Annotated in this window: 18 protein-coding genes; 10 read left to right on the top strand and 8 right to left on the bottom strand. The window is 45.5% G+C overall.

All coding sequences use genetic code 11. The features are described from left to right. Nucleotides 1–20 precede the first annotated feature (20 nt). Nucleotides 21–2,156: a TonB-dependent siderophore receptor gene (locus DBX26_RS08005; protein WP_118118635.1), complete on the bottom strand. Its 2,136-nt coding sequence runs from the start codon at nucleotides 2,154–2,156 to the stop codon at nucleotides 21–23. Between the two features lie 120 nt (nucleotides 2,157–2,276). Beyond that, nucleotides 2,277–3,221, bottom strand: a complete 945-nt coding sequence (locus DBX26_RS08000) for an AraC family transcriptional regulator (protein WP_014231952.1) — start codon at nucleotides 3,219–3,221, stop codon at nucleotides 2,277–2,279. A gap of 504 nt (nucleotides 3,222–3,725) precedes the next feature. Between DBX26_RS08000 and zwf the strand changes: the two genes are divergently transcribed. From zwf to gnd, 3 genes are read left to right on the top strand one after another with little or no spacing between them, the layout of a single operon-like run. Next, entirely contained in the window at nucleotides 3,726–5,228 is a 1,503-nt protein-coding gene (zwf, locus tag DBX26_RS07995) for a glucose-6-phosphate dehydrogenase (protein WP_014231951.1), read from the top strand. Then, on the top strand, nucleotides 5,225–5,944 hold the full coding sequence (gene pgl, locus DBX26_RS07990) for a 6-phosphogluconolactonase (protein ID WP_014231950.1): 720 nt from the start codon (nucleotides 5,225–5,227) through the stop codon (nucleotides 5,942–5,944). The genes zwf and pgl overlap by 4 nt, the downstream gene beginning before the upstream one ends. Nucleotides 5,945–5,979: 35 nt before the next feature. Then, a complete protein-coding gene (gene gnd / locus DBX26_RS07985) occupies nucleotides 5,980–7,428 on the top strand; it encodes a decarboxylating NADP(+)-dependent phosphogluconate dehydrogenase (protein ID WP_014231949.1) in 1,449 nt (482 codons plus the stop codon). 81 nt (nucleotides 7,429–7,509) lie between these two features. On the opposite strand, the gene DBX26_RS07980 is transcribed toward gnd, so the two are convergent. Next, nucleotides 7,510–7,713: a hypothetical protein gene (locus DBX26_RS07980; protein ID WP_118118633.1), complete on the bottom strand. Its 204-nt coding sequence runs from the start codon at nucleotides 7,711–7,713 to the stop codon at nucleotides 7,510–7,512. A gap of 491 nt (nucleotides 7,714–8,204) precedes the next feature. Between DBX26_RS07980 and DBX26_RS25445 the strand changes: the two genes are divergently transcribed. Then, a complete protein-coding gene (locus DBX26_RS25445; protein ID WP_014231947.1) occupies nucleotides 8,205–8,342 on the top strand; it encodes a hypothetical protein in 138 nt (45 codons plus the stop codon). A gap of 68 nt (nucleotides 8,343–8,410) precedes the next feature. Here DBX26_RS25445 and DBX26_RS07975 read toward each other — a convergent pair whose 3' ends face one another. Continuing rightward, nucleotides 8,411–10,168, bottom strand: a complete 1,758-nt coding sequence (locus DBX26_RS07975) for a sigma-54-dependent Fis family transcriptional regulator (RefSeq protein WP_118118631.1) — start codon at nucleotides 10,166–10,168, stop codon at nucleotides 8,411–8,413. Between the two features lie 257 nt (nucleotides 10,169–10,425). On the opposite strand from DBX26_RS07975, the gene DBX26_RS07970 reads away from it, so the two are divergent. Both DBX26_RS07970 and DBX26_RS07965 read left to right on the top strand, forming a co-directional pair. After that, nucleotides 10,426–11,946: an aldehyde dehydrogenase family protein gene (locus tag DBX26_RS07970; RefSeq protein ID WP_014231945.1), complete on the top strand. Its 1,521-nt coding sequence runs from the start codon at nucleotides 10,426–10,428 to the stop codon at nucleotides 11,944–11,946. Nucleotides 11,947–12,157: 211 nt separating this feature from the next. Continuing rightward, nucleotides 12,158–13,129, top strand: coding sequence for a TAXI family TRAP transporter solute-binding subunit (locus DBX26_RS07965; protein ID WP_014231944.1), 972 nt, complete (start codon nucleotides 12,158–12,160; stop codon nucleotides 13,127–13,129). Nucleotides 13,130–13,199: 70 nt separating this feature from the next. Here the strand turns inward: DBX26_RS07965 and DBX26_RS07960 are convergent, their stop codons facing one another. The 4 genes from DBX26_RS07960 to DBX26_RS07945 form a co-directional block, all read right to left on the bottom strand. Then, the gene (locus DBX26_RS07960) at nucleotides 13,200–13,970 is read right to left on the bottom strand and encodes a sulfite exporter TauE/SafE family protein (RefSeq protein WP_118118629.1); all 771 of its coding nucleotides are present in this window, start codon (nucleotides 13,968–13,970) and stop codon (nucleotides 13,200–13,202) included. 142 nt (nucleotides 13,971–14,112) lie between these two features. Continuing rightward, the gene (locus DBX26_RS07955) at nucleotides 14,113–15,639 is read right to left on the bottom strand and encodes a tripartite tricarboxylate transporter permease (RefSeq protein WP_014231942.1); all 1,527 of its coding nucleotides are present in this window, start codon (nucleotides 15,637–15,639) and stop codon (nucleotides 14,113–14,115) included. A 19-nt stretch (nucleotides 15,640–15,658) separates the two neighbouring features. Beyond that, nucleotides 15,659–16,153, bottom strand: coding sequence for a tripartite tricarboxylate transporter TctB family protein (locus tag DBX26_RS07950; RefSeq protein WP_020336343.1), 495 nt, complete (start codon nucleotides 16,151–16,153; stop codon nucleotides 15,659–15,661). 247 nt (nucleotides 16,154–16,400) lie between these two features. Beyond that, nucleotides 16,401–17,372, bottom strand: coding sequence for a tripartite tricarboxylate transporter substrate binding protein (locus tag DBX26_RS07945; RefSeq protein WP_014231940.1), 972 nt, complete (start codon nucleotides 17,370–17,372; stop codon nucleotides 16,401–16,403). Nucleotides 17,373–17,607: 235 nt separating this feature from the next. Here DBX26_RS07945 and DBX26_RS07940 point away from each other — a divergent pair, with 235 nt between their 5' ends. The 4 genes from DBX26_RS07940 to prpC all read left to right on the top strand — a co-directional run bounded on the left by DBX26_RS07940 (nucleotide 17,608) and on the right by prpC (nucleotide 21,177). Next, nucleotides 17,608–18,006, top strand: coding sequence for a GFA family protein (locus tag DBX26_RS07940; RefSeq protein ID WP_020336342.1), 399 nt, complete (start codon nucleotides 17,608–17,610; stop codon nucleotides 18,004–18,006). A 267-nt stretch (nucleotides 18,007–18,273) separates the two neighbouring features. Continuing rightward, nucleotides 18,274–18,993: a GntR family transcriptional regulator gene (locus tag DBX26_RS07935; RefSeq protein WP_014231938.1), complete on the top strand. Its 720-nt coding sequence runs from the start codon at nucleotides 18,274–18,276 to the stop codon at nucleotides 18,991–18,993. Between the two features lie 12 nt (nucleotides 18,994–19,005). Beyond that, a complete protein-coding gene (gene prpB / locus DBX26_RS07930; protein ID WP_014231937.1) occupies nucleotides 19,006–19,902 on the top strand; it encodes a methylisocitrate lyase in 897 nt (298 codons plus the stop codon). A 132-nt stretch (nucleotides 19,903–20,034) separates the two neighbouring features. Then, on the top strand, nucleotides 20,035–21,177 hold the full coding sequence (gene prpC / locus DBX26_RS07925) for a 2-methylcitrate synthase (RefSeq protein WP_020336340.1): 1,143 nt from the start codon (nucleotides 20,035–20,037) through the stop codon (nucleotides 21,175–21,177). The last annotated feature ends 157 nt before the right edge of the window (nucleotides 21,178–21,334 follow it).

Here is a 21,334-nt window from a genome sequence, read left to right as displayed (position 1 = left end):
GTTGAAACCTTGCCAGAGAACTAAAACTTGTACTCTAACTTGGCTTCAACAGAGCGCTCTGCGCCAAACCAGCAGTTACTTTTGTCGTAGCAAGAGTAGTACTCTTTATCAAACAGGTTCGATGCAGACAGCGTAACCGCGGCACCTTCAAGTGATTTAGACACAGAAGAGAAGTCGTAGCTTGCCGATACATCTACCAGCGTATAATCCGCAACTTGCTCACTATTCTGTGCGTCCATTTGCGACTCTCCAACATATCGAACGCCTGCGCTGGTTTGCAACCCGGACAACGCGCCTTCAAAGTAGTAATTTGCCCACAGCGATGCCATTTGCTCTGGCACCCAGACAGGAGTTTTACCTTCTTGACCGTAATAACTGTCTTCGGTGATCTCCATGTCAATGTAGGTGTAGTTAAGCGTTACGTCTGCTTGTGGCGTTGCCTGCCATTTTGCCTCTAACTCGGCACCTTGAGAGACGACTTCACCCGCTTGATAATTTGGTGCATAAGGGTTGTTCGGGTCGTTCAAGATGGTATTTTTCTTGGTGATATGAAAGAGCGCTAAGTTGCCCGAAATGTTACTTCCCCATGGTGCATATTTAAAGCCCAGCTCCCATTGATGCCCTGTTGAAGGCTCAAATGCATTGCCATTCGCATCTGCTCCGGCAATCGGTTCGAAACTTTCGGAGTAGGTCAGGTAAGGTGACATTCCGAAATCAAGTTCGTACAGTGCGCCTACGCGGAAAGCAACATTGGTGTCATCCAGCTTTTCTTTGCTGTTGGAGATAGAACCAAGGTAATCACTGGTGGTATCCGTATCTGACTCGTACTTATCCCAACGTAGACCAGCAATCATTACTAGTTTGTCGTAACGCGCTTGGTTCTGGAAATAGACACCAATCTGCTTGGTCTGAATATCAAGGTTTTGTTGATACTGGAAATTCAGAGCATTCCTATCAATTTGATTGTGGTCAGGATTAAAAATGTCCTGTGTCAGGGAGTAATCGAGCGTATCTTTGTACTTCACATCCGAGTCTAAGTATTGATAGTCCAAACCAAAAAGCAGGTTATGTTCCCAGTTGCCTGTTTTGATAAAGCCTGACAACTGGTTGTCGACAACAAATGACATGGATTCTTCATCGGTGAGGTAGGCGTTACGTCCAACGGTTCGGTTATCAGCCGCGAGGGCACTGTTATAGGTGTTTTCCTGATACGCGTCCGCTGTCATGTAGCGAGCATTTTGCAAAAACTGCCAGCTATGGTTGAAGTCATGCTGAATTTTATATCCCACCATAAGAACTTCACGTTCGTATGTGTTCCAGTTTTCATCGCCTAAATAAGTGTTCGGAGACATTGAGCCGAGTGGGTTATTCGACGCTGAACCCGCTGCTGGCACTGTGGTATATATTCCCGCAGAAGGATCGTTCTGATAGTAGACATTTACATTCACCAGCGTGTTCTCGGTCGCTTGCCAGTTGAATGAAGGAGCGAGAACGTAGCGCTCATCCTCTGAAGTCTCAGCCTGTCCGTCTTGCTGTTTTGCCAAGCCGACCAAGCGATAATCCACGCCAGAGTCGCCTAATTGTCCAGTTGTGTCGAAACTCACCTCTTTTAGATAATTAGAACCAGTTCTTATGGATAGACTATTTACAGGTTCAGACTGTGGCGTTTTAGCAATGATATTCACCATGCCACCTGGCGGGATGTTTCCGTACAGAACCGACGTTGGTCCTTTGAAAACCTCAATCTGCTCCAATGCCACGGCATCAATTTGTGGCTGAAGGTTCCAGCCATTAAAGAGTAGGGGAAGACCATCGTAAAAATTGGTGTAGTTGATGAAACCACGAATATTAAACAGATCGAGGCGAGAAACGGCCCCGCCGCGCAGTTCAGTATTGACACCGGACGCGTAACGCAGCGCCTCACTGATGGTACTGACACCACGTACATCCATTTCTTCTTTGGTAAGGATGGTTATTGCCTGAGGCGTTTCTTCTGGCGCTAGTGCCGTTTTTGTTGCGGTATTGCGGTAAGTTTCGCCAAGTACAGTGATGGTCTCGTATTGTGATTGGCCTTCATTGGCGATGACAGAGCCAGAGACAAGTGCAGAAACAACGGCAGCGAGGGCTGAGCGTTGAAATCGGGCTGTGCATTTCATATCTATTCCACTACTTTTTATTTGATAATGATTGTTATTTGTATTCTATAGGAAGGGGAAAGAGAAAAGTTAACAATTTGGTGCAAAGATAGCGTTGTCACTGCGTGTTGCAGCAAATCCTTACTTTGAATCTGAGGGTTTTACCGGGAGCCAGTACTGCATTTGAGCGTCTTCACTTTCAGGTTGGTAGTCTCTGGGATAAATTTCCAGTTCGTACCCGTCGATACCACGGTAGTTTGAGTTCGGCAGCCAGTGAAGGATAAACCATTCCAGGGTCTGCGCTAACTTGGAAGCTTTGCCATTGTGAGTGATAACAGCGTAGCTTTGTTGCGGGACAAACAAAGAATCCAACGGAGAAAAAGTCTCATCACTGCTGTTGAATACTTGATCATTTTCGAATGGGTACCCCGCCCAATATTCCAGTTGAGAACAACTTGCATGGGCATTCGTCACGTCAATGACGCCAAGACAAGCATCTTGATAGAGATGCTCTTTGACTGAAAAAAGACGGTCCCATAGTTTGGGCACGATCCATTGAAAATCTGGCTCGGAGGAGAACAGCCCATTGATGGACTGGTGAACACCTCTTAGGAAAAACGCTGGTTTTGTTTCGATTCTTACATCGGCAAAGTGAGCATCTAGTCTTGAAGCTTCGGGGGCAAACACCAAACTCAGAGGCTGCCTAAGGCCAGACAACTGCTGTTTTTGGCGATACTCTCTGGGGCTTACAGAGAACATTTGTTTGAAAGCGCGGCTAAAGGCATTTTCTGAAGTAAAGCCGAGATCCATCGCGATATCCAGTGAGCGTTCAGAACTACTGACCAGACGCTCGGCGGCGTAGCTTAACTTTAGTTCTCTAACGTAATGAGCTACTGACATTCCAGTGTGTTGCTGAAAAACTCGTTGTAATTGCCATCGGGACCAACAACTTTGCTGCGAAAGGTGATCAACATTCAGAGGCATTTCTAAATTGTTATGGATGTAATCAAGCACATTCTGAATACGGTTTATGGGGTGTGTGCGGGTTACGCCAGCATTCATTGCGTTATCGTTGTAGGTAGACATGCGCCATATTATCTATTATTGAGAATGACTATCAACAATGATTAAAGGTAAATGATAAGTGTCATGATCAAAGTAACTACTGCTTTGATTATTAAAAGAATAATTTTTACCCGCTTTTGAGTTTTTACTCAAATTGCGGGTGGTTCTGGCTAGAGATTTTTTATATATAAAATACAATAAGTTAACTGTTTTTCTGCAACTTATTTAAACGTTTGCACTGGCAAGTGTTGATGTAAATCAAATTGTCGTAGACAATACTGCACCGTGTCGGACTCTCCTTAACCTAAGTGACGGAGGGCTCCTTGACCTAAATGACCTCAGCAAGTCGTGCTTTGACGTGGTAAACGAGCATCACTTATTGAGGTTCTTTGGGCCTAATTTGACTTACCTATCAACGTAATAGGTAAGAGCAATTTTCTATTTTGAAGTGCCATTGATAGGGTAGGCAAATCCTTGAGCCATATCCTGGCACACAATAAGTACCTCGTTTTTAAGGGAAAGATGATGGTAATACCAGAAAACAGCAGCATCGTTATTTTTGGTGCTTCAGGCGACCTTACATACCGTAAGTTAATTCCTGCTTTATACCACCTTTATGCGAATAAGCAGCTTCCAGATAACTTTGCGATTCTGGGCGTAAGTCGAACTGAATACAGTGATGAATCTTATCGTGAAAAGCTGAAGAAATCGCTTCAGGAGATGGAAAAAACAGAGCCAGAAACGCTTAATGCATTTATTAACCATCTGCACTACCAAGCAATCAATACCTCTGACACCCAAGATTACGGCAAGTTGGTGACTCGTTTAGATCAACTAGCCATCGAATACAAGCTAGAGCAGCGTAATACGCTTTTCTATCTAGCGACCCCTCCAAGCTTATACAGCGTGATCCCGGCAAGTCTTGCAGCACATGGTCTAAACAGCGAAGAAGATGGCTGGAAACGTCTGATCATCGAAAAGCCTTTCGGTTACGATCTAGAATCAGCCCGTATTCTGGACAAAGAAATCCACGAGCATTTCCAAGAGCATCAAATCTACCGAATCGACCATTACTTAGGTAAAGAAACGGTTCAAAACCTGCTTGTTTTCCGTTTCTCAAATGCGATGTTTGAGCCTCTGTGGAACCGTAACTTCATTGATTACGTCGAAATCACAGGTGCGGAATTCCTGGGTGTAGAAGAGCGTGGTGGTTACTACGATAACTCTGGCGCAGTGCGTGATATGTTCCAAAACCACTTGCTACAAGTATTAGCGATGGTTGGTATGGAGCCGCCAGCACAAATCAATGCTGATTCGATGCGTGATGAAGTCGTAAAAGTACTTCAGTGTTTGAAACCTCTGGATGAAGAAGCGCTTCGTAATGACCTTGTTCTAGGTCAGTACACGGCATCTGATGTTCGTGGTCAGCACCTGCTGGGCTACCGTGAAGAAAACGGCGTCGCTGATGACTCTCGTACCGAGACTTACATCGGCCTGAAAGCACACATCAACAACTGGCGCTGGAACGGTGTTCCTTTCTACGTGCGCACAGGTAAACGCCTGCCAACGCGCGTAACAGAAGTGGTTATCCACTTTAAAGCGACGCCACACCCAGTATTTGGCCAAAATGCACCAGAAAACAAACTGATCATCCGTATTCAGCCAGACGAAGGCATCCAGATGAGTTTCGGTTTGAAAGAACCAGGTGCAGGCTTTAAGGCCAAAGAAGTGAAGATGAACTTCCACTACACTTCTCTAGAAGAAACGCAAATGCTGACGGCTTACGAGCGTTTGCTGCTTGACTCACTAAACGGTGACGCGACATTGTTTGCTCGTAGCGATGCGGTTGAAGCATGCTGGCAGTACGTGCAGCCAATTCTGGACTTCAAACAAGACCCGCAATCACTCTTTGGATACGCATGTGGTACGTGGGGCCCTAAAGAGTCGGATGACTTGCTACAGCGCGATGACCGTGCTTGGCGTTTCCCATGTAAAAACTTAACAGATACGGACTACTGTGAACTATGATCAACCATAAGATCTATCAAACAGCAGAACAGGTAGTAGAAAGCCTAGCAAACGACATGAAAGCGTTTAGCGAAATGGGCCGACCTGTTCACATCTCGCTTTCAGGTGGCAGCACGCCAAAAATGCTGTTTAAACTTCTAGCATCGGATGCTTACGCGACGTCAGTTCAATGGCAAAACCTACACTTCTGGTGGGGTGATGAGCGTTGTGTTGCTCCTGACGATGCAGAGAGTAACTATGGCGAAGCTAACGCACTTCTTTTTAGCCAGGTAAACCTGCCTGCTGAGAACATCCACCGCATCCGTGGTGAAGATGATCCACAAGCTGAAGCAGAGCGATTTGCAAAAGAAATGCTGGATGCGATCCCGTCTCTACACGGTGCTCCAGTATTTGATTGGATCTTGCTAGGCGTTGGTGCGGACGGTCACACGGCATCTCTGTTCCCAGGTCAAACCAACTATGACGACACAAACTTGTCTGTCATTGCATCGCATCCTGAATCTGGTCAGCTTCGCGTGTCGAAAACAGCGCGCGTTCTGGAAGCAGCAAAACGCATCAGTTACTTGGTACTTGGCGCAGGTAAAGCGGATATCGTTGAAGAGATTAATAACTCACCTGCAGAAGAATTGCCATATCCGGCAGCGAAGGTCCAGTCAAAAGCTGGCCTGACTGAGTGGTATTTAGATTTAGACGCAGCAGCAAAAATTGCTAAATAAGCTGCTCGTCAATAGAACACAATTGGAGAGAAACAATGAAAGGTGATATCGGTGTAATTGGCCTTGCGGTAATGGGTCAGAACCTTATCCTAAACATGAACGACCACGGCTTTAAAGTTGTGGCTCACAACCGTACTGCAGCTAAAGTAGACGAGTTTCTGGAAGGCCCAGCAAAAGGCACTAACATCGTTGGCGCATACTCTCTTGAAGAGCTAGTAGAAAAACTAGAAGCACCACGTAAAGTAATGCTGATGGTTCGTGCAGGTGACGTTGTAGATAAGTTCATCGACGCGCTAGTTCCTCTGCTAGACAAAGGCGACATCATCATCGACGGTGGTAACACTAACTACCCAGATACAAACCGTCGCGTTGCAGCACTACGTGAAAAAGGCATCCACTTCATCGGTACTGGTGTATCTGGTGGCGAAGAAGGCGCACGTTTTGGTCCATCTATCATGCCTGGTGGCGCACCAGAAGCTTGGGAAGCGGTTAAGCCTATCTTCCAAGGTATCTCTGCGAAAACTGACGCTGGCGAGCCTTGCTGTGACTGGGTTGGTAACGATGGTGCAGGTCACTTCGTTAAGATGGTTCACAACGGCATCGAATACGGCGACATGCAGCTGATCACTGAAGCTTACCAGTTCATGAAAGACGGTCTTGGTATGTCTGCAGACGAGATGCAAGCTGTATTTGCTGACTGGAACAAAACTGAGCTAGACAGCTACCTGGTAGAAATCACAGCTGACATCCTTGGCTACAAAGATGAAGACGGTGAAGCGCTAGTTGAGAAGATCCTGGACACGGCTGGCCAGAAAGGTACAGGTAAATGGACGGGTATCAACGCACTAGACTTAGGTATTCCTCTAACGCTTATCTCTGAGTCTGTATTCTCTCGTTGCCTGTCTGCACTGAAAGACCAACGTGTTGAAGCTGAAAAACTATTCGGCAAGACAATCACTCCAGTTGAAGGCGACAAGCAAGAGTGGGTTGACGCACTACGTCAAGCGCTTCTAGCGTCTAAGATCATCTCTTACGCTCAAGGCTTTATGCTAATGCGCGAAGCGTCTAACGAAAACGGCTGGGACCTAAACTACGGTAACGTTGCTCTTATGTGGCGTGGTGGTTGTATCATCCGTTCTGCGTTCCTAGGCAACATCCGTGATGCATACGAAGCGAACCCAGATCTAGCGTTCCTAGGCTCTGATGATTACTTCAAAGGCATCCTACAAAACAGCCTGGTAGCGTGGCGTAAAGTTGCAGCTAAGTCTCTGGAAGCAGGCATCCCAATGCCATGTACGACTTCTGCGCTAACTTTCCTAGACGGTTACACAACAGCTCGTCTACCTGCTAACCTGCTTCAAGCTCAACGTGACTACTTCGGTGCTCACACTTACGAGCGTATCGACCGTGAACGTGGCGAATTCTTCCACACTAACTGGACTGGTACAGGCGGTGACACAGCGTCTACAACTTACGACGTTTAATACGTTTTAAGTACACCACACTATCTAAATGGATGCCCAAGTGGCATCCATTTTGTGTTGGAAAAACCAAGGCGAGAGCCTTCAGGCACTCTTTCCTTTAGTGTGACGTTTAGGGTGGAGAAATTTATCTTTTAAGTACAGGATTACGCTGATAACCAGAGCTGCAGCGGAGACCGTAAATAACGCATACATGCTCAGAATCCAAGCGAGTGTGACGGTCAAAAACGCAATAAAAGAAAACATTCTGCTAAATGACATCACATGACCTAGCTTGTTACTTTTCATAACGCCTCCCAAATTTTAGTGGGTAGAGTCAAGAGAGCTCTCACTTCATGGTGATTGTCTCCATTTCTTTGCTTTAGCGCCTAAAAAAACAGCTAAATATTTCTCAAAAAAGGTTGAATGTTGAACCTGTAGACAAAATTTTCATTGAAATGAAGAGATATGCAGGGCAAGTGTACTTTCAATCCAAAGAAAAACTCAGCCTTTACGTCTGGGCGTTGAGGCATGTTTTTTTCTTTTTGAGACAATAAGTTGCTGCCAAATAAGTAATAAGAACCGTTATCACGCGATCTGTTATTAGTGTTATTACTCTGACAGTCGTATTAGGTAAGCCCTTGAACTACGCCCGGAATATCTTCGTAAATGGAGGATGTGTCACTTTTAAATACACACTATCTTCAACATCAGCCACAAGCCACCAGAGAAATCCGTTTTCACTGATTCTCTTTTTAAAGGCTTAAAGGTAACAATCACAACTCATTGAGGTTCTCAAGATGACTCTTAACAAGTACTTTGTTTTCAACCCTGCCAAATTGGAGCAGGACACTCAAAAGAACAATAAAGTGGTATCTGAAAAGGAAACTCAACGTCAGGCATTGGTTAAACAGGCACAACAAGCTGGCGGACTCTAACGCCAACAATAAAAAGAAAGAGCACCCATTGAGGGTGCTCTTCAAAACGCCATCATAGCCATGATTGACTACTTAATCATTCCCATGCTCTTCAGTTTCCGATAAATCGTATTTCGGCTCACACCGAGCATACGAGATGTCTTACTGATGTTCCCTTGATTGGCCTGGTAGGTTTTTACCAGTTTGTCTTCGACTGTAGTACGTATATCCGTAGTCGGTTCTGCGCTTGCCTGTTGTTGTATCTGGCTAAGTTTCTTAGATAAGTGAGTTGGGACATGAGCAAGCTCTAACACCGCCTCACCTTGTGCCATTAGTGCAGAAACTTTTATCAGACTATCGAGCTCTCGCAAGTTACCCGGCCACGAATATGAGAGCAGCAGAGCTAATAGGTGAGGGCATAAGTGTTGATTTGGTTCCGCATGTCGGCGGTGAAGACTTTCAATCAGCTTCTGCTTGTCTTGTCGCTCTTCCAATCTAGGCAACTCGATGATCAACCCATTCAGGCGATAATATAAATCTTGTCGGAACTCGCCCTGTTCAACCAAGGCTTCAAGATCTTTGTGTGTTGCCGCAATAATCTGAGTATCCACCTGAACGCTTTGATTGGACCCAACAGGAAGTACGGTTTTGTCCTGAAGTACATGTAGAAGGCGGCTTTGTGCAGCGATTGGTAAGTCAGCAATTTCATCGAGAAATAGTGTGCCTTTGTGGGCTTGACGGATCTTACCCTGATAGCCTTTGCTGTTTGCCCCGGTAAAGGCTCCCGCAACATAGCCAAACAACTCGGATTCAATCAGATCTTTAGGCAGTGCACCACAGTTGACAGCTACCAGAGGGCCGTTTTTTCTCTGGCTATTTTTATGCAGCGCTTTCACAAACTCGTTTTTACCGACGCCAGTTTCACCCAGTATCAATAAACTGATGTCTTTATCGATAACGCGGTTTGCTTGTTGCCAACAGTGTTCAACTTTCGAGTCGCCAAAATGAAGATCATTGGAGGCACTTAAGGAGCGGGACTGGATTTTTGTTTTTGAGAGTGGTGCCGTTTTGAATACGATAGGTTGGTCTGAGTTCTGATGCGCTAAAATTTCTTCTAATGATTGACCCACCACTGTGCTGCGGTCGAGTAACTGCGAGGCAACTTGGTTGTGTGCCAAAATTTCACCTGCTTCGTCGGCGATAATTATGCCTTGCCAGCCGCTGTTTAAGAGATTTTGGTCGCAGGCTAAATCGACCCGAATATGACCACTTGGAATCTGATTTAACATTTGGTTTTCGACCAGCTGAACCATATTCTGCACGAGCACTTGAGTGGATAGGTCATGCTTTTCCTGTTCGCTGGTGATGTCTAAGACCCCAAGGAGCCTGCCTAGATGGTCGAAAATAGGATTTGCAGAGCAACTGATGAAACGATGGTGCTGAATAAAGTGTTGATCGCCAATTACCGAGACTGGTTTAGCTTCAACCAAAGCAGTCCCGATGGCGTTTGTACCTTTCAGCTTTTCCTGCCAACAGGCTCCTGAGCTAAGGGCAATTTCGGTCAGCTTCTCTCTAAATCTTGGTTTTCCCCAACTACCAATGATCACGCCATCTGCATCCGTAAGAATCAGCCGACTATTGCTGTGTGCGAAAATTTGGTTAAAGAGAGGCAGCGCAAATTGCTTTACTGCATCGAGCAGAAAATTCAATTGGTGGCGTCTGTCCTTAAGTGTCGCCGAGTTGACACGGACATCTTCCGGGAGTCGGCGCTGTTTTAGACCCGCTTGTTCGCTTCTGAGCCAAGAAGTCGAAAGCCAGTTGTTATCCGTAATAGGTTGAATTTCCATGACTGTACCATTTTGTCACAGTGAGCATGTGCCATTTTGGAACACTTGAACACTGGTGTTCACACCATACATCTATTCAAACAACACTCACTTAATTTGTTATCGCTTGGTAATCATAGTGTTACATTTAATTAACAACAAGTATGTCTTACTTGGCCTGTGACTTGCGTATTACTCTTCGTTAACAGTGACTATGACACTGTCAGAAAAACAAAGTGTTTCAAACACTAACTGAACGAGAAACAAAAGGAAGAGTTATGATTTACGCACAACCAGGTAGTGAAAATGCCATCGTGAACTTCAAATCACATTACGACAACTTCATCGGTGGAGAGTGGGTGAAACCGACCGGAGGAGAGTACTTCGACAATATTTCTCCAATTAACGGAAAGCCGTATTGTAAAGTGGCTCGTTCTGGTGAAGCTGATATCAATTTAGCATTGGATGCGGCACACAACATCAGAGAAAAGTGGGCGAAAACCAGCGCTGCAGAGCGCTCTAATCTTCTTTTAAAAATTGCAGATCGTCTTGAACAGCACATTGAAGAGCTAGCGTTGGTCGAGACATGGGAAAACGGTAAACCGATCCGTGAAACACTGGCAGCAGACATCCCACTTGTTGTCGACCATTTCCGTTACTTTGCAGGTTGTATTCGAGCTCAGGAAGGCAGCGCCGCTGAAATTGATGAGACAACGGCAGCGTACCACTTTCCAGAACCGATCGGTGTGGTAGGTCAGATCATTCCTTGGAATTTCCCAATCTTGATGGCGGCATGGAAACTTGCGCCAGCGTTAGCAGCAGGATGCTGTGTGGTACTCAAACCTGCAGAGCAAACACCAACGTCGATTTTGGTTCTGATGGAAAAAATCGCTGATTTACTTCCACCAGGCGTAGTGAACGTGGTAAATGGTTATGGCTCAGAGGCGGGTCAGGCACTGGCAACCAGTAATCGCATCGCTAAACTGGCATTTACAGGTTCAACGCAAGTCGGTAACCACATTCTAAAATGTGCAGCTGATAACCTGATTCCTTCTACCGTTGAGTTGGGTGGTAAATCGCCAAACATCTACTTCCCAGATGTGTTTGATCATGAAGATGAGTTTGTCGACAAATGTATCGAAGGGACGCTATTGGGCTTCTTTAACCAAGGTGAAGTATGTACCTGTCCATCACGTGTGTTGGTTCATGAGTCGATCTATGACAAGTTTGTCGCTAAAGTGGCCGAACGAGCGAAGTTAATCAAGCAAGGCAACCCGTTAGATACAGAGACTCAGGTTGGCGCACAAGCTTCACAAGAACAGTTCGATAAGATTCTGAGCTACTTAGAAATTGGCCGTCAAGAGGGCGCGCGAGTTGTCTTTGGCGGTGACGCTGCGAAACAAGAAGGTGACCTGGAGCAAGGCTACTACATTCAACCAACGCTATTGGAAGGTCACAACAAGATGCGCGTTTTCCAGGAAGAGATTTTTGGACCTGTTATCGCGATTACGACTTTCAAAGACGAAGCTGAAGCACTTGCGATCGCTAACGATACTGAGTACGGCTTAGGTGCAGGTGTTTGGACGCGTGATCAAAACCTGGCTTACCGTATGGGTCGTAACATTGAAGCGGGCCGCGTTTGGATCAACTGTTACCATGCGTACCCAGCTCACGCAGCGTTCGGCGGTTACAAGAAGTCGGGTATTGGACGTGAAACGCACAAGATGATGTTGGGTCATTACCAAAACACCAAGAACCTTCTAATCAGTTACAGCGTTGATCCACTAGGATTCTTTTAATTCGGCTCTTCTAATCAGAAAATGCTCCAGTAACTAAGAAAAAGCAGTATTAACTCAAGCCCCGTACATTCGGGGCTTTTTGTTATCAATTAATAAATTTGTTGTATACAAACATGTAAACGAATTTTATATGCTGTGAACTCATGCATAATCAATCGATTAACGCTTGCTATACTTGAACCGTCACAAACAAAAGGAAAAAGGATGTTCAATGTTAAAGTTTAAGCAAGTTGCAATAACCGCATCTCTTGCGGCACTGAGTGCGAGCTTCTCTGTCGCTGCTGAAGACACCTTCGTAACGATTGGTACGGGTGGGGTGACCGGGGTTTACTATCCAACGGGTGGTGCAATCTGTCGTCTTGTGAACAAGTCACGTGCTGACCATGGAATTCGTTGTTCTGTTGAAAGTACCGGTGGTTCTATTTACAACATTAATACGATCCGTTCCGGTGAATTAGATTTGGGTATCGCTCAGTCAGACTGGCAATATCATGCTTACAACGGTACCAGCCAATTTGCGGATGCAGGCCCTTTCAAAGAACTACGCGCGGTATTCTCTGTTCACCCAGAACCATTCACTGTCGTTGCACGTAAAGATGCCAATATTAATTCGTTTGATGATTTGAAAGGCAAACGTGTGAATATTGGTAACCCTGGTTCAGGACAGCGCGGTACGATGGAAGTTCTGATGAAAGAGTACGGCTGGACAAATGATGACTTCAAACTGGTTTCTGAGCTGAAAGCCTCTGAGCAGTCTAAAGCACTTTGTGATAACAAGATTGATGCGATGGTTTATACCGTTGGTCACCCAAGTGGTGCGATAAAAGAGGCGACCACTTCATGTGATAGCAATATCGTAGAGATTGAAGGCGAACACGTTGCTAAGCTGATTGCCGATAATAGTTTCTATCGTGTCGCAACGGTTCCAGGTGGTATGTACCGTGGAACTGAAAAAGATGCTCACACATTTGGTGTGGGTGCTACGTTTGTCTCTTCAACAGCAGTACCAGAAGATGTGGTCTACAACGTTGTGAAAGCGGTGTTTGAAAACTTTGATGACTTCCGCCGTCTTCACCCAGCATTCGCTAACCTGAAGAAAGAAGAAATGGTGAAAGATGGTCTTTCAGCACCACTTCACCCAGGTGCATTGAAGTACTACAAAGAAGTTGGATTGATTAAATAAAGTCCATACTTACAATACACAAAGCGCCATCGATTCGATGGCGTTTTTTTGTTTGAGGGGGACGGGTAGATTATGCGTAGATATCTACGAAAAAATAGACGGTGATGGCTGTTGAAAAAAGTGCCACAAAATTGCGAACGTGATTCGGATTTAGTTGACGTGACACGCGGGCTGCGAGGTAGCCTCCCACTAACGTACCTGCCATGACGACACTTCCTTTGTTCCAGTCGATAGAGCCATTCGCGACAAAAACAACGATAGCGACCAGTGAAACAGAGGTCGATACCAGCAGCTTCAATCCGTTCATTAAATTGATGTCCTGATGACCTGCGATCACCAGGTAACTCAGTACAATCACACCTAATCCCGCATTAAAAAATCCACCGTACGCAGCGACCCCAACTAAAAGAATGCCTAATGCGATTGCACCTAAAATACCGGCGTGTTTATGATCTTTGGTTAAGGCTTTTATTGCCCTAGTTAAACGTGAGCCAAAGATAAACAGTAAGGTGGCAAACAACAGCAGCCAGGGAATCGCTTCCAAAAACACGGACTCAGGAATATTCAGTAACAGGTAGGCACCAATGCCACCGCCTATAAGGCTTAAGCTGATGGTAAACAGCAACTCTTGCTTATTCTTGAGGATCTCTTCTCTAAAGCCTATTGCACCACTGATGTAGCCAGCACAAGAGGCGTAGGTGTTGGTGGCATTTGCGATAACGGGAGGAACACCAACTGCCATCAGCGCAGGAAAAGTGACAAAACTGCCACCTCCGGCAATAGAATTCATGATCCCTCCAATCACTCCGGCAGCGAATAACAACGTCAGTTCCAGCAGCATAAGTCTTCCTTGATTTTTGTTTTTATGTTTTATTTTTAAGGCGTTAACCCTACTGAACTTGATGCAAGAAAGATAGTAGCGAAAGGTCAAAGAAAAAAGCCACCGAGCTGGTGGCTTTTAGAAGTCAATCATGGGGGAAGATTTATTGTTCAACTTTTACTGGTTGAGCTCGTAGTTTCTGGAACAGTTTTACAAACAGTGGGCTGCCTAGTACCAGTACTGCCAATACCGTAAAGGTTAGAGTAATAGGACGCTCCCACAAGAAACTCAACTCACCATCCGATATCATCAATGCTCGGCGTAAGTTCTCTTCCATTAAACCGCCAAGGATGAAACCAAGCAGTAACGGAGCAAGAGGGAAGTTTGCTAATCGGAGCGCGATAGCAGCCATCGCCACAAGCAGCATCACAAACACATCCATGGTATTGAATGAGACCAAATACACGCCCGTGATTGAGAAGAACAAAATCATCGGAAGTAGTACTGTTCTTGGTACCGCCAGTAGTTTCGAGATATACGGAATCAGTGGCAAGTTCAGAATAACCAGTACGATGTTGCCAAAGTACATAGAGATAATCACGGACCAGAATACATCCGGGTGTTCCACAAACAGGCGAGGACCTGGCTGAATGCCGTAGGCGATCAAAGCGCCTAGCATGATTGCGGTGGTACCTGAGCCTGGAATACCCAATGTCAACAGTGGTACAAATGAGCCACTTGATGCTGCGTTGTTCGCCGATTCTGGTGCTACCAGACCACGGATGCTGCCTTTACCAAACTCTTCCTTCTTGTCTTTTGGTGCCAGATTACGTTCCAAGCCGTAGCTTAGGAATGCGGCAATCGTTGCGCCTGCACCCGGAAGTACGCCAGTAAAGAAACCTAGAATCGAAGAGCGAATAGAAACAGGTGCCACTTCTTTAATTTCTTCTTTGGTAACTTTCATCGAGCCGATGTTACTTAGTTTGTCTTGCTCTTCGTTACTCGTATCTGCAGAAGGTTTTAGAATACCCATCAACGTTTCGCCTAGCGCAAAGGTCGCCATGGCAAGTAACAAGAAGCTAAAGCCATCCATCAAGTCTGTTAGTCCGAACGTAAAGCGTTCTACGCCCACGCCTTTATCGATACCGACTGTAGACAGCATCAAGCCAAGAATAGTCATCATCCAGGCTTTAATTACCTGACCTTTACCAGCGAATGCCGCTACCGCAGACAAGCCAAGAAGCATCAAGGCGAAGTAGTCTGAGGATTGGAAACTTAGCGACACACTTGCTAATGCAGGAGCCGCAACCAACAACATGATCGCCGATAGTGTACCGCCAGTGAAAGAGGAGTAAGCAGCAAGTGCTAACGCTTTACCCGCCTGACCTTTTTGCGCCATAGGGTAACCGTCAAAAGCCGTTACCACCGTTGAAGAACAGCCCGGTGCGTTAATCAGAATTGAAGACGTAGAGCCACCAAATACCGCGCCGTAGTAAACGCCTGCCATCAAAATCAAACCAGAAGAAGGTTCGAGACCGTAAGTGATTGGGATCATCAACGCGATAGCTGAAATAGGCCCAAGACCCGGTAGCATCCCGATAAACGTACCAACGAAACAGCCAACAATCACCATCATGATGTTCATTGGCATTACCGCAGTGGATAAACCTTGTAAAATTCCATCTAACATAACTCTTTCCTTTCTTTGGTTACCAGATGGTAAAAATCAAACCAGGCTCAAGGTAGATATCTAAACCTTGAGTCAGCAATAAATAAAAGGCGATAACAAACGGGAAAGAAGCGCCAAATAAAATCGGCTTACGTCTTTCACCAAGTAGGTAAAAGCCTGCTAGAAGGAAGAAACCGGTTGCCAACACAAATCCCAGATAAGTTAGGCCAACGCCATATAGTGCCATTAACACTAAAAATGAGATCAGCAGCTTCCAGTTGAACGTCAACACAGCACCACTTTTCTTATCCGGCTGGCCGGTGACTAACAGTAAAAGTGCTAAACCGATACCGATGTACGTCAGAATTGTCGGCAATGTGCGAGCCGTGAACGGTTCATATTCATCTCCAGGAAACAATGCGATTTGAGAAGTTTGGAAACCGTAGCCCAGACAGAAAAGTAAAAAGATCATCGCACCGACGCGATCGCGGCAGAGCAAGTTTTCTTTGGTAAAAAAATTGGTTGAACGAGACATCTTCAACTCCTAACGAAGGTAGAAAAGACCGTATATGGGCGTTAATGAGCAAGGTAATTCATTAACAATTAAGCATTTCGCTGCTAGCCGATCCGCTTATCAATCAATAAACAAAGGAGTGTGTATGCCGAAATAATTGTCGACAATGCCCATATACGGTGAAACTTAGAGTGCAAAAACAGGTGGGGCTAATACCAAATCAGTTTTCATTACTGGCTTGGTATTGGAGAAATAGCCCCGTTTACTGCTACTGAAGGAAACCTAATTCGCGCATTAGATCACCCATTTGCTTCTCTTGATCTTCAAGGAACGCGAAGAAATCTTTATCCGCTTTATAGTTGTCGATCCAGCCATTACGGTCACGAACGACTTGCCATTCATCCGTTTTGTACATCTTGGTGAATGCAGAATTCCATTCGTCGATTTTCTCTTGGCTGGTTCCTGGTGCAGCGAAGAAACCACGCCAGTTAGCAAAGACAGTTTCATTGCCGTATTCAGTCAGAGTTGGAATGTTTGGCGCTGCATCTAATCGCTTAGGAGCAGTAATAGCCAGCACTTTAACTTGTCCAGATTTAGACATTTCAAGTACTTCGCCTAAGCCAGTTGAAAGGAGTTGAGTTTCGCCAGAAAGTAGCGCAGCCATCGCTTTGCCGCCCGCATCGTAGCCGATGTAACGGACTTTACGTGCGTCAAAACCTTCGCCTTTAAATGCGGCCGCAATAACCAGGTGGTCCATTGAACCACGAGCTGAGCCGCCAGCGATCTTCACTTTACGTGGGTTTTCTTCAAACGCTTTTACTGCATCTTCCCATGAGTTATACGGCGAGTCTGCAGACGCAACAATAGCACCGTAGTCTGCAACAGTTGCAGCAACAGGGGTTAGGTCACGGAAGGATTGTGGGAAAATACCGCTAAGAGATCGTACTACGATTGGTGTTGAGTTCACCATTAGCGTGTCTTCTTGGCGATCCGCCGTTTCAATCAAGTGAGCGATGGCTTTACCGCCGCCACCACCAGATAGGTTTTGGAATGATACGGTTTCAACGATGTCTGATTTGATTAAAACATCACCCGTACCGCGTGCTGTCATATCCCAGCCGCCACCGGCACCACCAGGAATGAGGAAATGCACTTTTTCTATATCGGCAGCAAAAGCGTTAAATGAAAATGAAGCTGCGATGATAGATGCGGCGAGCGTTGGTTTGATTACCTTTAACATGTTCACGTTCCTTATGTGAGTGACTCTATTCTGTTGATGAGTCTTATTGTTGTTTCAGCATTGAATCTGAACTTTGTTGAAAGGTTAATTAAGTGTTAACGACATGTCTGCAAAAGGTAGATAAAGAGAATATTGGGCATAGTGGGGATTTTGTTCATAAAGTTCACGCCAGAACACGCGAAGTGAACAGAAACCAACCATAATAAACGCACCAAAATAGCAAAGGAGTGAAATGATGAGAGGGACATGTTTATGTGGTGCAATTGAAGTTATTGCAGAACCAAATAATGAAGTCAGCTTATGTCATTGTTCCATGTGCCGAAAATGGACGAGCGGTGCATTTCATGCGGTGCACTGTGGCTCAGACGTCACATTTAAAGGCTCGGAACCTAAGCGTTATCAGTCTTCTGAGTGGGCAGTAAGAGGTTTCTGTGGCGAGTGTGGCTCGAACCTGTTCTACCATTTGCTGTCCAGCAATGAGTACATCTTATCTGCGGGATTGTTCGACAACCCCAATTTTAAGCTGACCTTGGAAATCTTTACCGACGAAAAACCGGGGTATTACGAACTCCATCCTGATTCCAAAACGATGACCGGACAACAAGTCTTTGAGCAATTTGAGCCCAAAGAATGACGCTGTAACTCAATAACTGTTTATCTACCTGCATGATTGTTATTAATAATCAAATAGATAACAGTGGAGTAATTGTCGACAATTAAGATTTTCGTATGACAATTTTACCTATCATCCCGCTTATATTTCGTTTATATCCGATTTTTTAATAAGACCTTAGTCTAAATTGTCGACAATTTACTTGATTGTCGACACTTTGATCGTTTATTTTATATTTAGGTTAAGGAATTGTAGACATTTCGGTGTCATTGATGTGAGTGCCTGAATATGAACTCTGAGTTAAAAGCTCGTTATAAAGTGATAGCTTCTGAGAAAGAACACACCAAGTCTGAAACACTGACGGAGTCTTTGATAGAAGTTATTGTAAACGGTGATGTTGCGCCGGGGAGTAAAATCTCAGAGCCAGAGCTTGCCAGGAAATATCAAGTCAGCCGAGGGCCTTTACGTGAAGCGCTGATGCGTTTGGAAGGTTTGGGTCTGATTGAACGTATCCCGCATGTTGGAGCGAGAGTCACAACCTTTTCACCAGAAAAGCTGATTGAGCTTTACTCGGTACGAGAAGCGCTAGAAGGGATGGCTGCAAGGCTTGCGGCTCGCCATATTACCCAAGAAGAGCTATTGAGCTTAGAAATGCTATTGTCGACACATTCGAAGCATATCGATCAGGTAGAAGGCTCTTCCTACTTCCACCAGCATGGTGACTTTGATTTCCACTATCGCATTATTCAGGCAAGCCGAAATAGCAAGTTGATTACTTTGTTGTGTGATGAGTTGTATCACTTACTGCGCATGTATCGTTATCAGTCACCACGTTCGCAATCTCGTCCAAACGAAGCACTCAACGAACACAAATATATTTTGGAAGCCATTCGTAATCGCGATGAAGAACTTGCAGAAATGTTAATGAGACGGCACATCTCTGGGAGTCGAAAACTCATCCAATCGCAGATTATTCATACAGAAACTGAAAGTTTAGATAAAGACTAGAAGGAATTCGTCATGAGCTTAACACCGGGGGCGAAGTTCAGACTCGCCATTGAACAAAACAATCCGCTACAAATTGTCGGTACCGTTAACCCATACTGCGCCATGATGGCGAAAAACCTGGGGCATCAAGCGATTTACTTGTCTGGTGGCGGCATTGCAAATGCCTCATACGGTTTGCCAGACCTAGGCATCACCACACTCAATGACGTGTTGGTGGACGTTAACCGCATTACAAACGCCTGTGATTTGCCATTGTTGGTGGATATCGACACGGGTTTTGGTGGTGCATTCAATATCGCTCGCACGATCAAACAAATGGAAAAAGCAGGCGCGGCTGCAGTACACATGGAAGATCAGGTAGCGCAGAAACGTTGTGGTCACCGCCCAAACAAAGCGATTGTTAGCCAGCAAGAAATGGTAGACCGTGTTAAAGCGGCGGTTGATGCGCGTAACGACGAAAGTTTCGTGATTATGGCTCGTACCGATGCCCTTGCGGTTGAAGGTATGGACAGCGCGATTGAACGAGCGATTGCTTGCGTGGAAGCGGGCGCGGACATGATTTTCCCAGAAGCGATGAACAAACTGGATCAATACCTACAGTTCTCAAATGCGCTTGAACAAGCAACGGGCAAACATGTTCCGATTCTGGCGAACATTACCGAGTTCGGTGCAACGCCACTTTACGGATGTGATGAGTTGGCAAAAGCGAAAGTGGACATGGTGCTTTACCCACTCAGTGCGTTCCGTGCAATGAACAAAGCTGCAGAAACGGTTTACAAGCACCTGCTAGAAGTAGGCAATCAGGAAGCGCTGGTTGATTCTATGCAGACACGTAAAGAGCTATACCAGCACCTGAATTACCACGAATACGAAGACAAACTTGACCAGCTATTCTCAGAAGGGAAATAGCGGGGAAGTAAAGAATAAACGGAAGCCCAAGAAAAGATAATCGGAATTTATCAAATCCAATAACGTGAAAATTGTCTGGTGAATAAAAACGCTCCAAAGAGAGCAAAGCCAGATAGAAAAGGAGTTCAAACAATGCCTCAAACTGAAGCAAAGAAAGCAGAGTTAGGTGGCGCAGGCCTACGTGGTCAAAGCGCTGGAAGCACAGCTTTATGTACTGTCGGTAAAACGGGAACAGGTCTTACTTATCGCGGCTACGATATTACTGACCTTGCCAATAATGCTCAATTTGAAGAAGTGGCGCACCTGCTGTTACGTGGTCACTTACCAAATCAACAAGAACTCGATGCTTACAAGACGCACCTGTTAAGTCTTCGTGGTTTGCCAACTGAGCTTAAACAAGCTCTTGAACTGATTCCTGCGACTGCGCACCCAATGGACGTAATGCGTACAGGTTGTTCAATGTTGGGTAACTTAGAGCAGGAAATGAGCTTTGAAGAGCAGCTGCAATCAACGGAGCGTATGCTCGCGCTATTCCCTGCAATGATCTGTTACTGGTACCGCTTTAGTCATGACGGTGTACGTATCGACACTGAAGATCAGACTCAAGACAGTATCGGTGGTTACTTCCTGAAACTGTTGACTGGTAAAGAGCCAACGGAACTGCACAAACAGGTTATGCACTGCTCATTGATCCTTTACGCAGAGCATGAGTTTAATGCGTCAACATTTGCTGCACGCGTTTGTGCATCAACATTGTCAGACATCCACTCTTGTATTACTGCGGCAATCGGTACGCTTCGTGGTCCACTTCACGGTGGCGCAAACGAAGCGGCGATGGAAATGATTGAAGATTGGCAGACGCCAGATGAAGCTGAAGCGAACATCATGCAAATGCTTGCTAACAAAGACAAGATCATGGGCTTTGGTCATGCGATTTATCGCGAAAGCGACCCTCGCAACGCGTTGATCAAGCGCTGGTCAGAAGAGCTGTCGAAGCAAGTGGGTGACACACACCTATATGCGGTATCTGAGCGTGTTGAATCAGTGATGAAGCGTGAGAAAGGTCTGTTCTGTAATGCGGACTTCTTCCATGCATCGGCTTACCACTTTATGGACATTCCAACCAAACTGTTCACTCCGATATTCGTGATGAGCCGTTTAACGGGTTGGGCTGCACACGTGTATGAGCAACGCGCGAACAACCGCATTATTCGCCCAAGCGCAGATTACACAGGTCCAGACCATCAGGAATGGGTGCCTATCGAAAAACGCTAGCGCGTTACTCCTTCCTCTATGCGATTCTCTCCACATGGGGGAAGGAGTATTTCTCATCACAAAGGTGACTAGAACGACTACTACATCTCAAAAACAGTTCTCCAATCAAGTCTCCAAACAACTTTTCTAGAGTAACGTTTCTAGAGTGATGGGGAGA

The organism is Vibrio sp. dhg (assembly GCF_003443775.1).
Lineage (GTDB): Bacteria > Pseudomonadota > Gammaproteobacteria > Enterobacterales > Vibrionaceae > Vibrio > Vibrio natriegens.
Note: the sequence above shows the minus strand (reverse complement) of the source record. Positions and strands in the feature narration are given on the sequence as shown.

Coding starts and splice junctions, on each gene's coding strand:
- zwf (WP_014231951.1), top strand. CDS start 3,726: ATGGTAATACCAGAAAACAGCAGCATCGTTATTTTTGGTGCTTCAGGC.
- prpC (WP_020336340.1), top strand. CDS start 20,035: ATGCCTCAAACTGAAGCAAAGAAAGCAGAGTTAGGTGGCGCAGGCCTA.
- gnd (WP_014231949.1), top strand. CDS start 5,980: ATGAAAGGTGATATCGGTGTAATTGGCCTTGCGGTAATGGGTCAGAAC.
- DBX26_RS07960 (WP_118118629.1), bottom strand. CDS start 13,970: ATGCTGCTGGAACTGACGTTGTTATTCGCTGCCGGAGTGATTGGAGGG.
- DBX26_RS07950 (WP_020336343.1), bottom strand. CDS start 16,153: ATGTCTCGTTCAACCAATTTTTTTACCAAAGAAAACTTGCTCTGCCGC.
- DBX26_RS08005 (WP_118118635.1), bottom strand. CDS start 2,156: ATGAAATGCACAGCCCGATTTCAACGCTCAGCCCTCGCTGCCGTTGTT.
- DBX26_RS07940 (WP_020336342.1), top strand. CDS start 17,608: ATGAGAGGGACATGTTTATGTGGTGCAATTGAAGTTATTGCAGAACCA.
- pgl (WP_014231950.1), top strand. CDS start 5,225: ATGATCAACCATAAGATCTATCAAACAGCAGAACAGGTAGTAGAAAGC.
- DBX26_RS07935 (WP_014231938.1), top strand. CDS start 18,274: ATGAACTCTGAGTTAAAAGCTCGTTATAAAGTGATAGCTTCTGAGAAA.
- DBX26_RS07970 (WP_014231945.1), top strand. CDS start 10,426: ATGATTTACGCACAACCAGGTAGTGAAAATGCCATCGTGAACTTCAAA.
- DBX26_RS07965 (WP_014231944.1), top strand. CDS start 12,158: ATGTTAAAGTTTAAGCAAGTTGCAATAACCGCATCTCTTGCGGCACTG.
- DBX26_RS08000 (WP_014231952.1), bottom strand. CDS start 3,221: ATGTCTACCTACAACGATAACGCAATGAATGCTGGCGTAACCCGCACA.
- DBX26_RS07945 (WP_014231940.1), bottom strand. CDS start 17,372: ATGTTAAAGGTAATCAAACCAACGCTCGCCGCATCTATCATCGCAGCT.
- prpB (WP_014231937.1), top strand. CDS start 19,006: ATGAGCTTAACACCGGGGGCGAAGTTCAGACTCGCCATTGAACAAAAC.
- DBX26_RS07955 (WP_014231942.1), bottom strand. CDS start 15,639: ATGTTAGATGGAATTTTACAAGGTTTATCCACTGCGGTAATGCCAATG.
- DBX26_RS07980 (WP_118118633.1), bottom strand. CDS start 7,713: ATGAAAAGTAACAAGCTAGGTCATGTGATGTCATTTAGCAGAATGTTT.
- DBX26_RS25445 (WP_014231947.1), top strand. CDS start 8,205: ATGACTCTTAACAAGTACTTTGTTTTCAACCCTGCCAAATTGGAGCAG.
- DBX26_RS07975 (WP_118118631.1), bottom strand. CDS start 10,168: ATGGAAATTCAACCTATTACGGATAACAACTGGCTTTCGACTTCTTGG.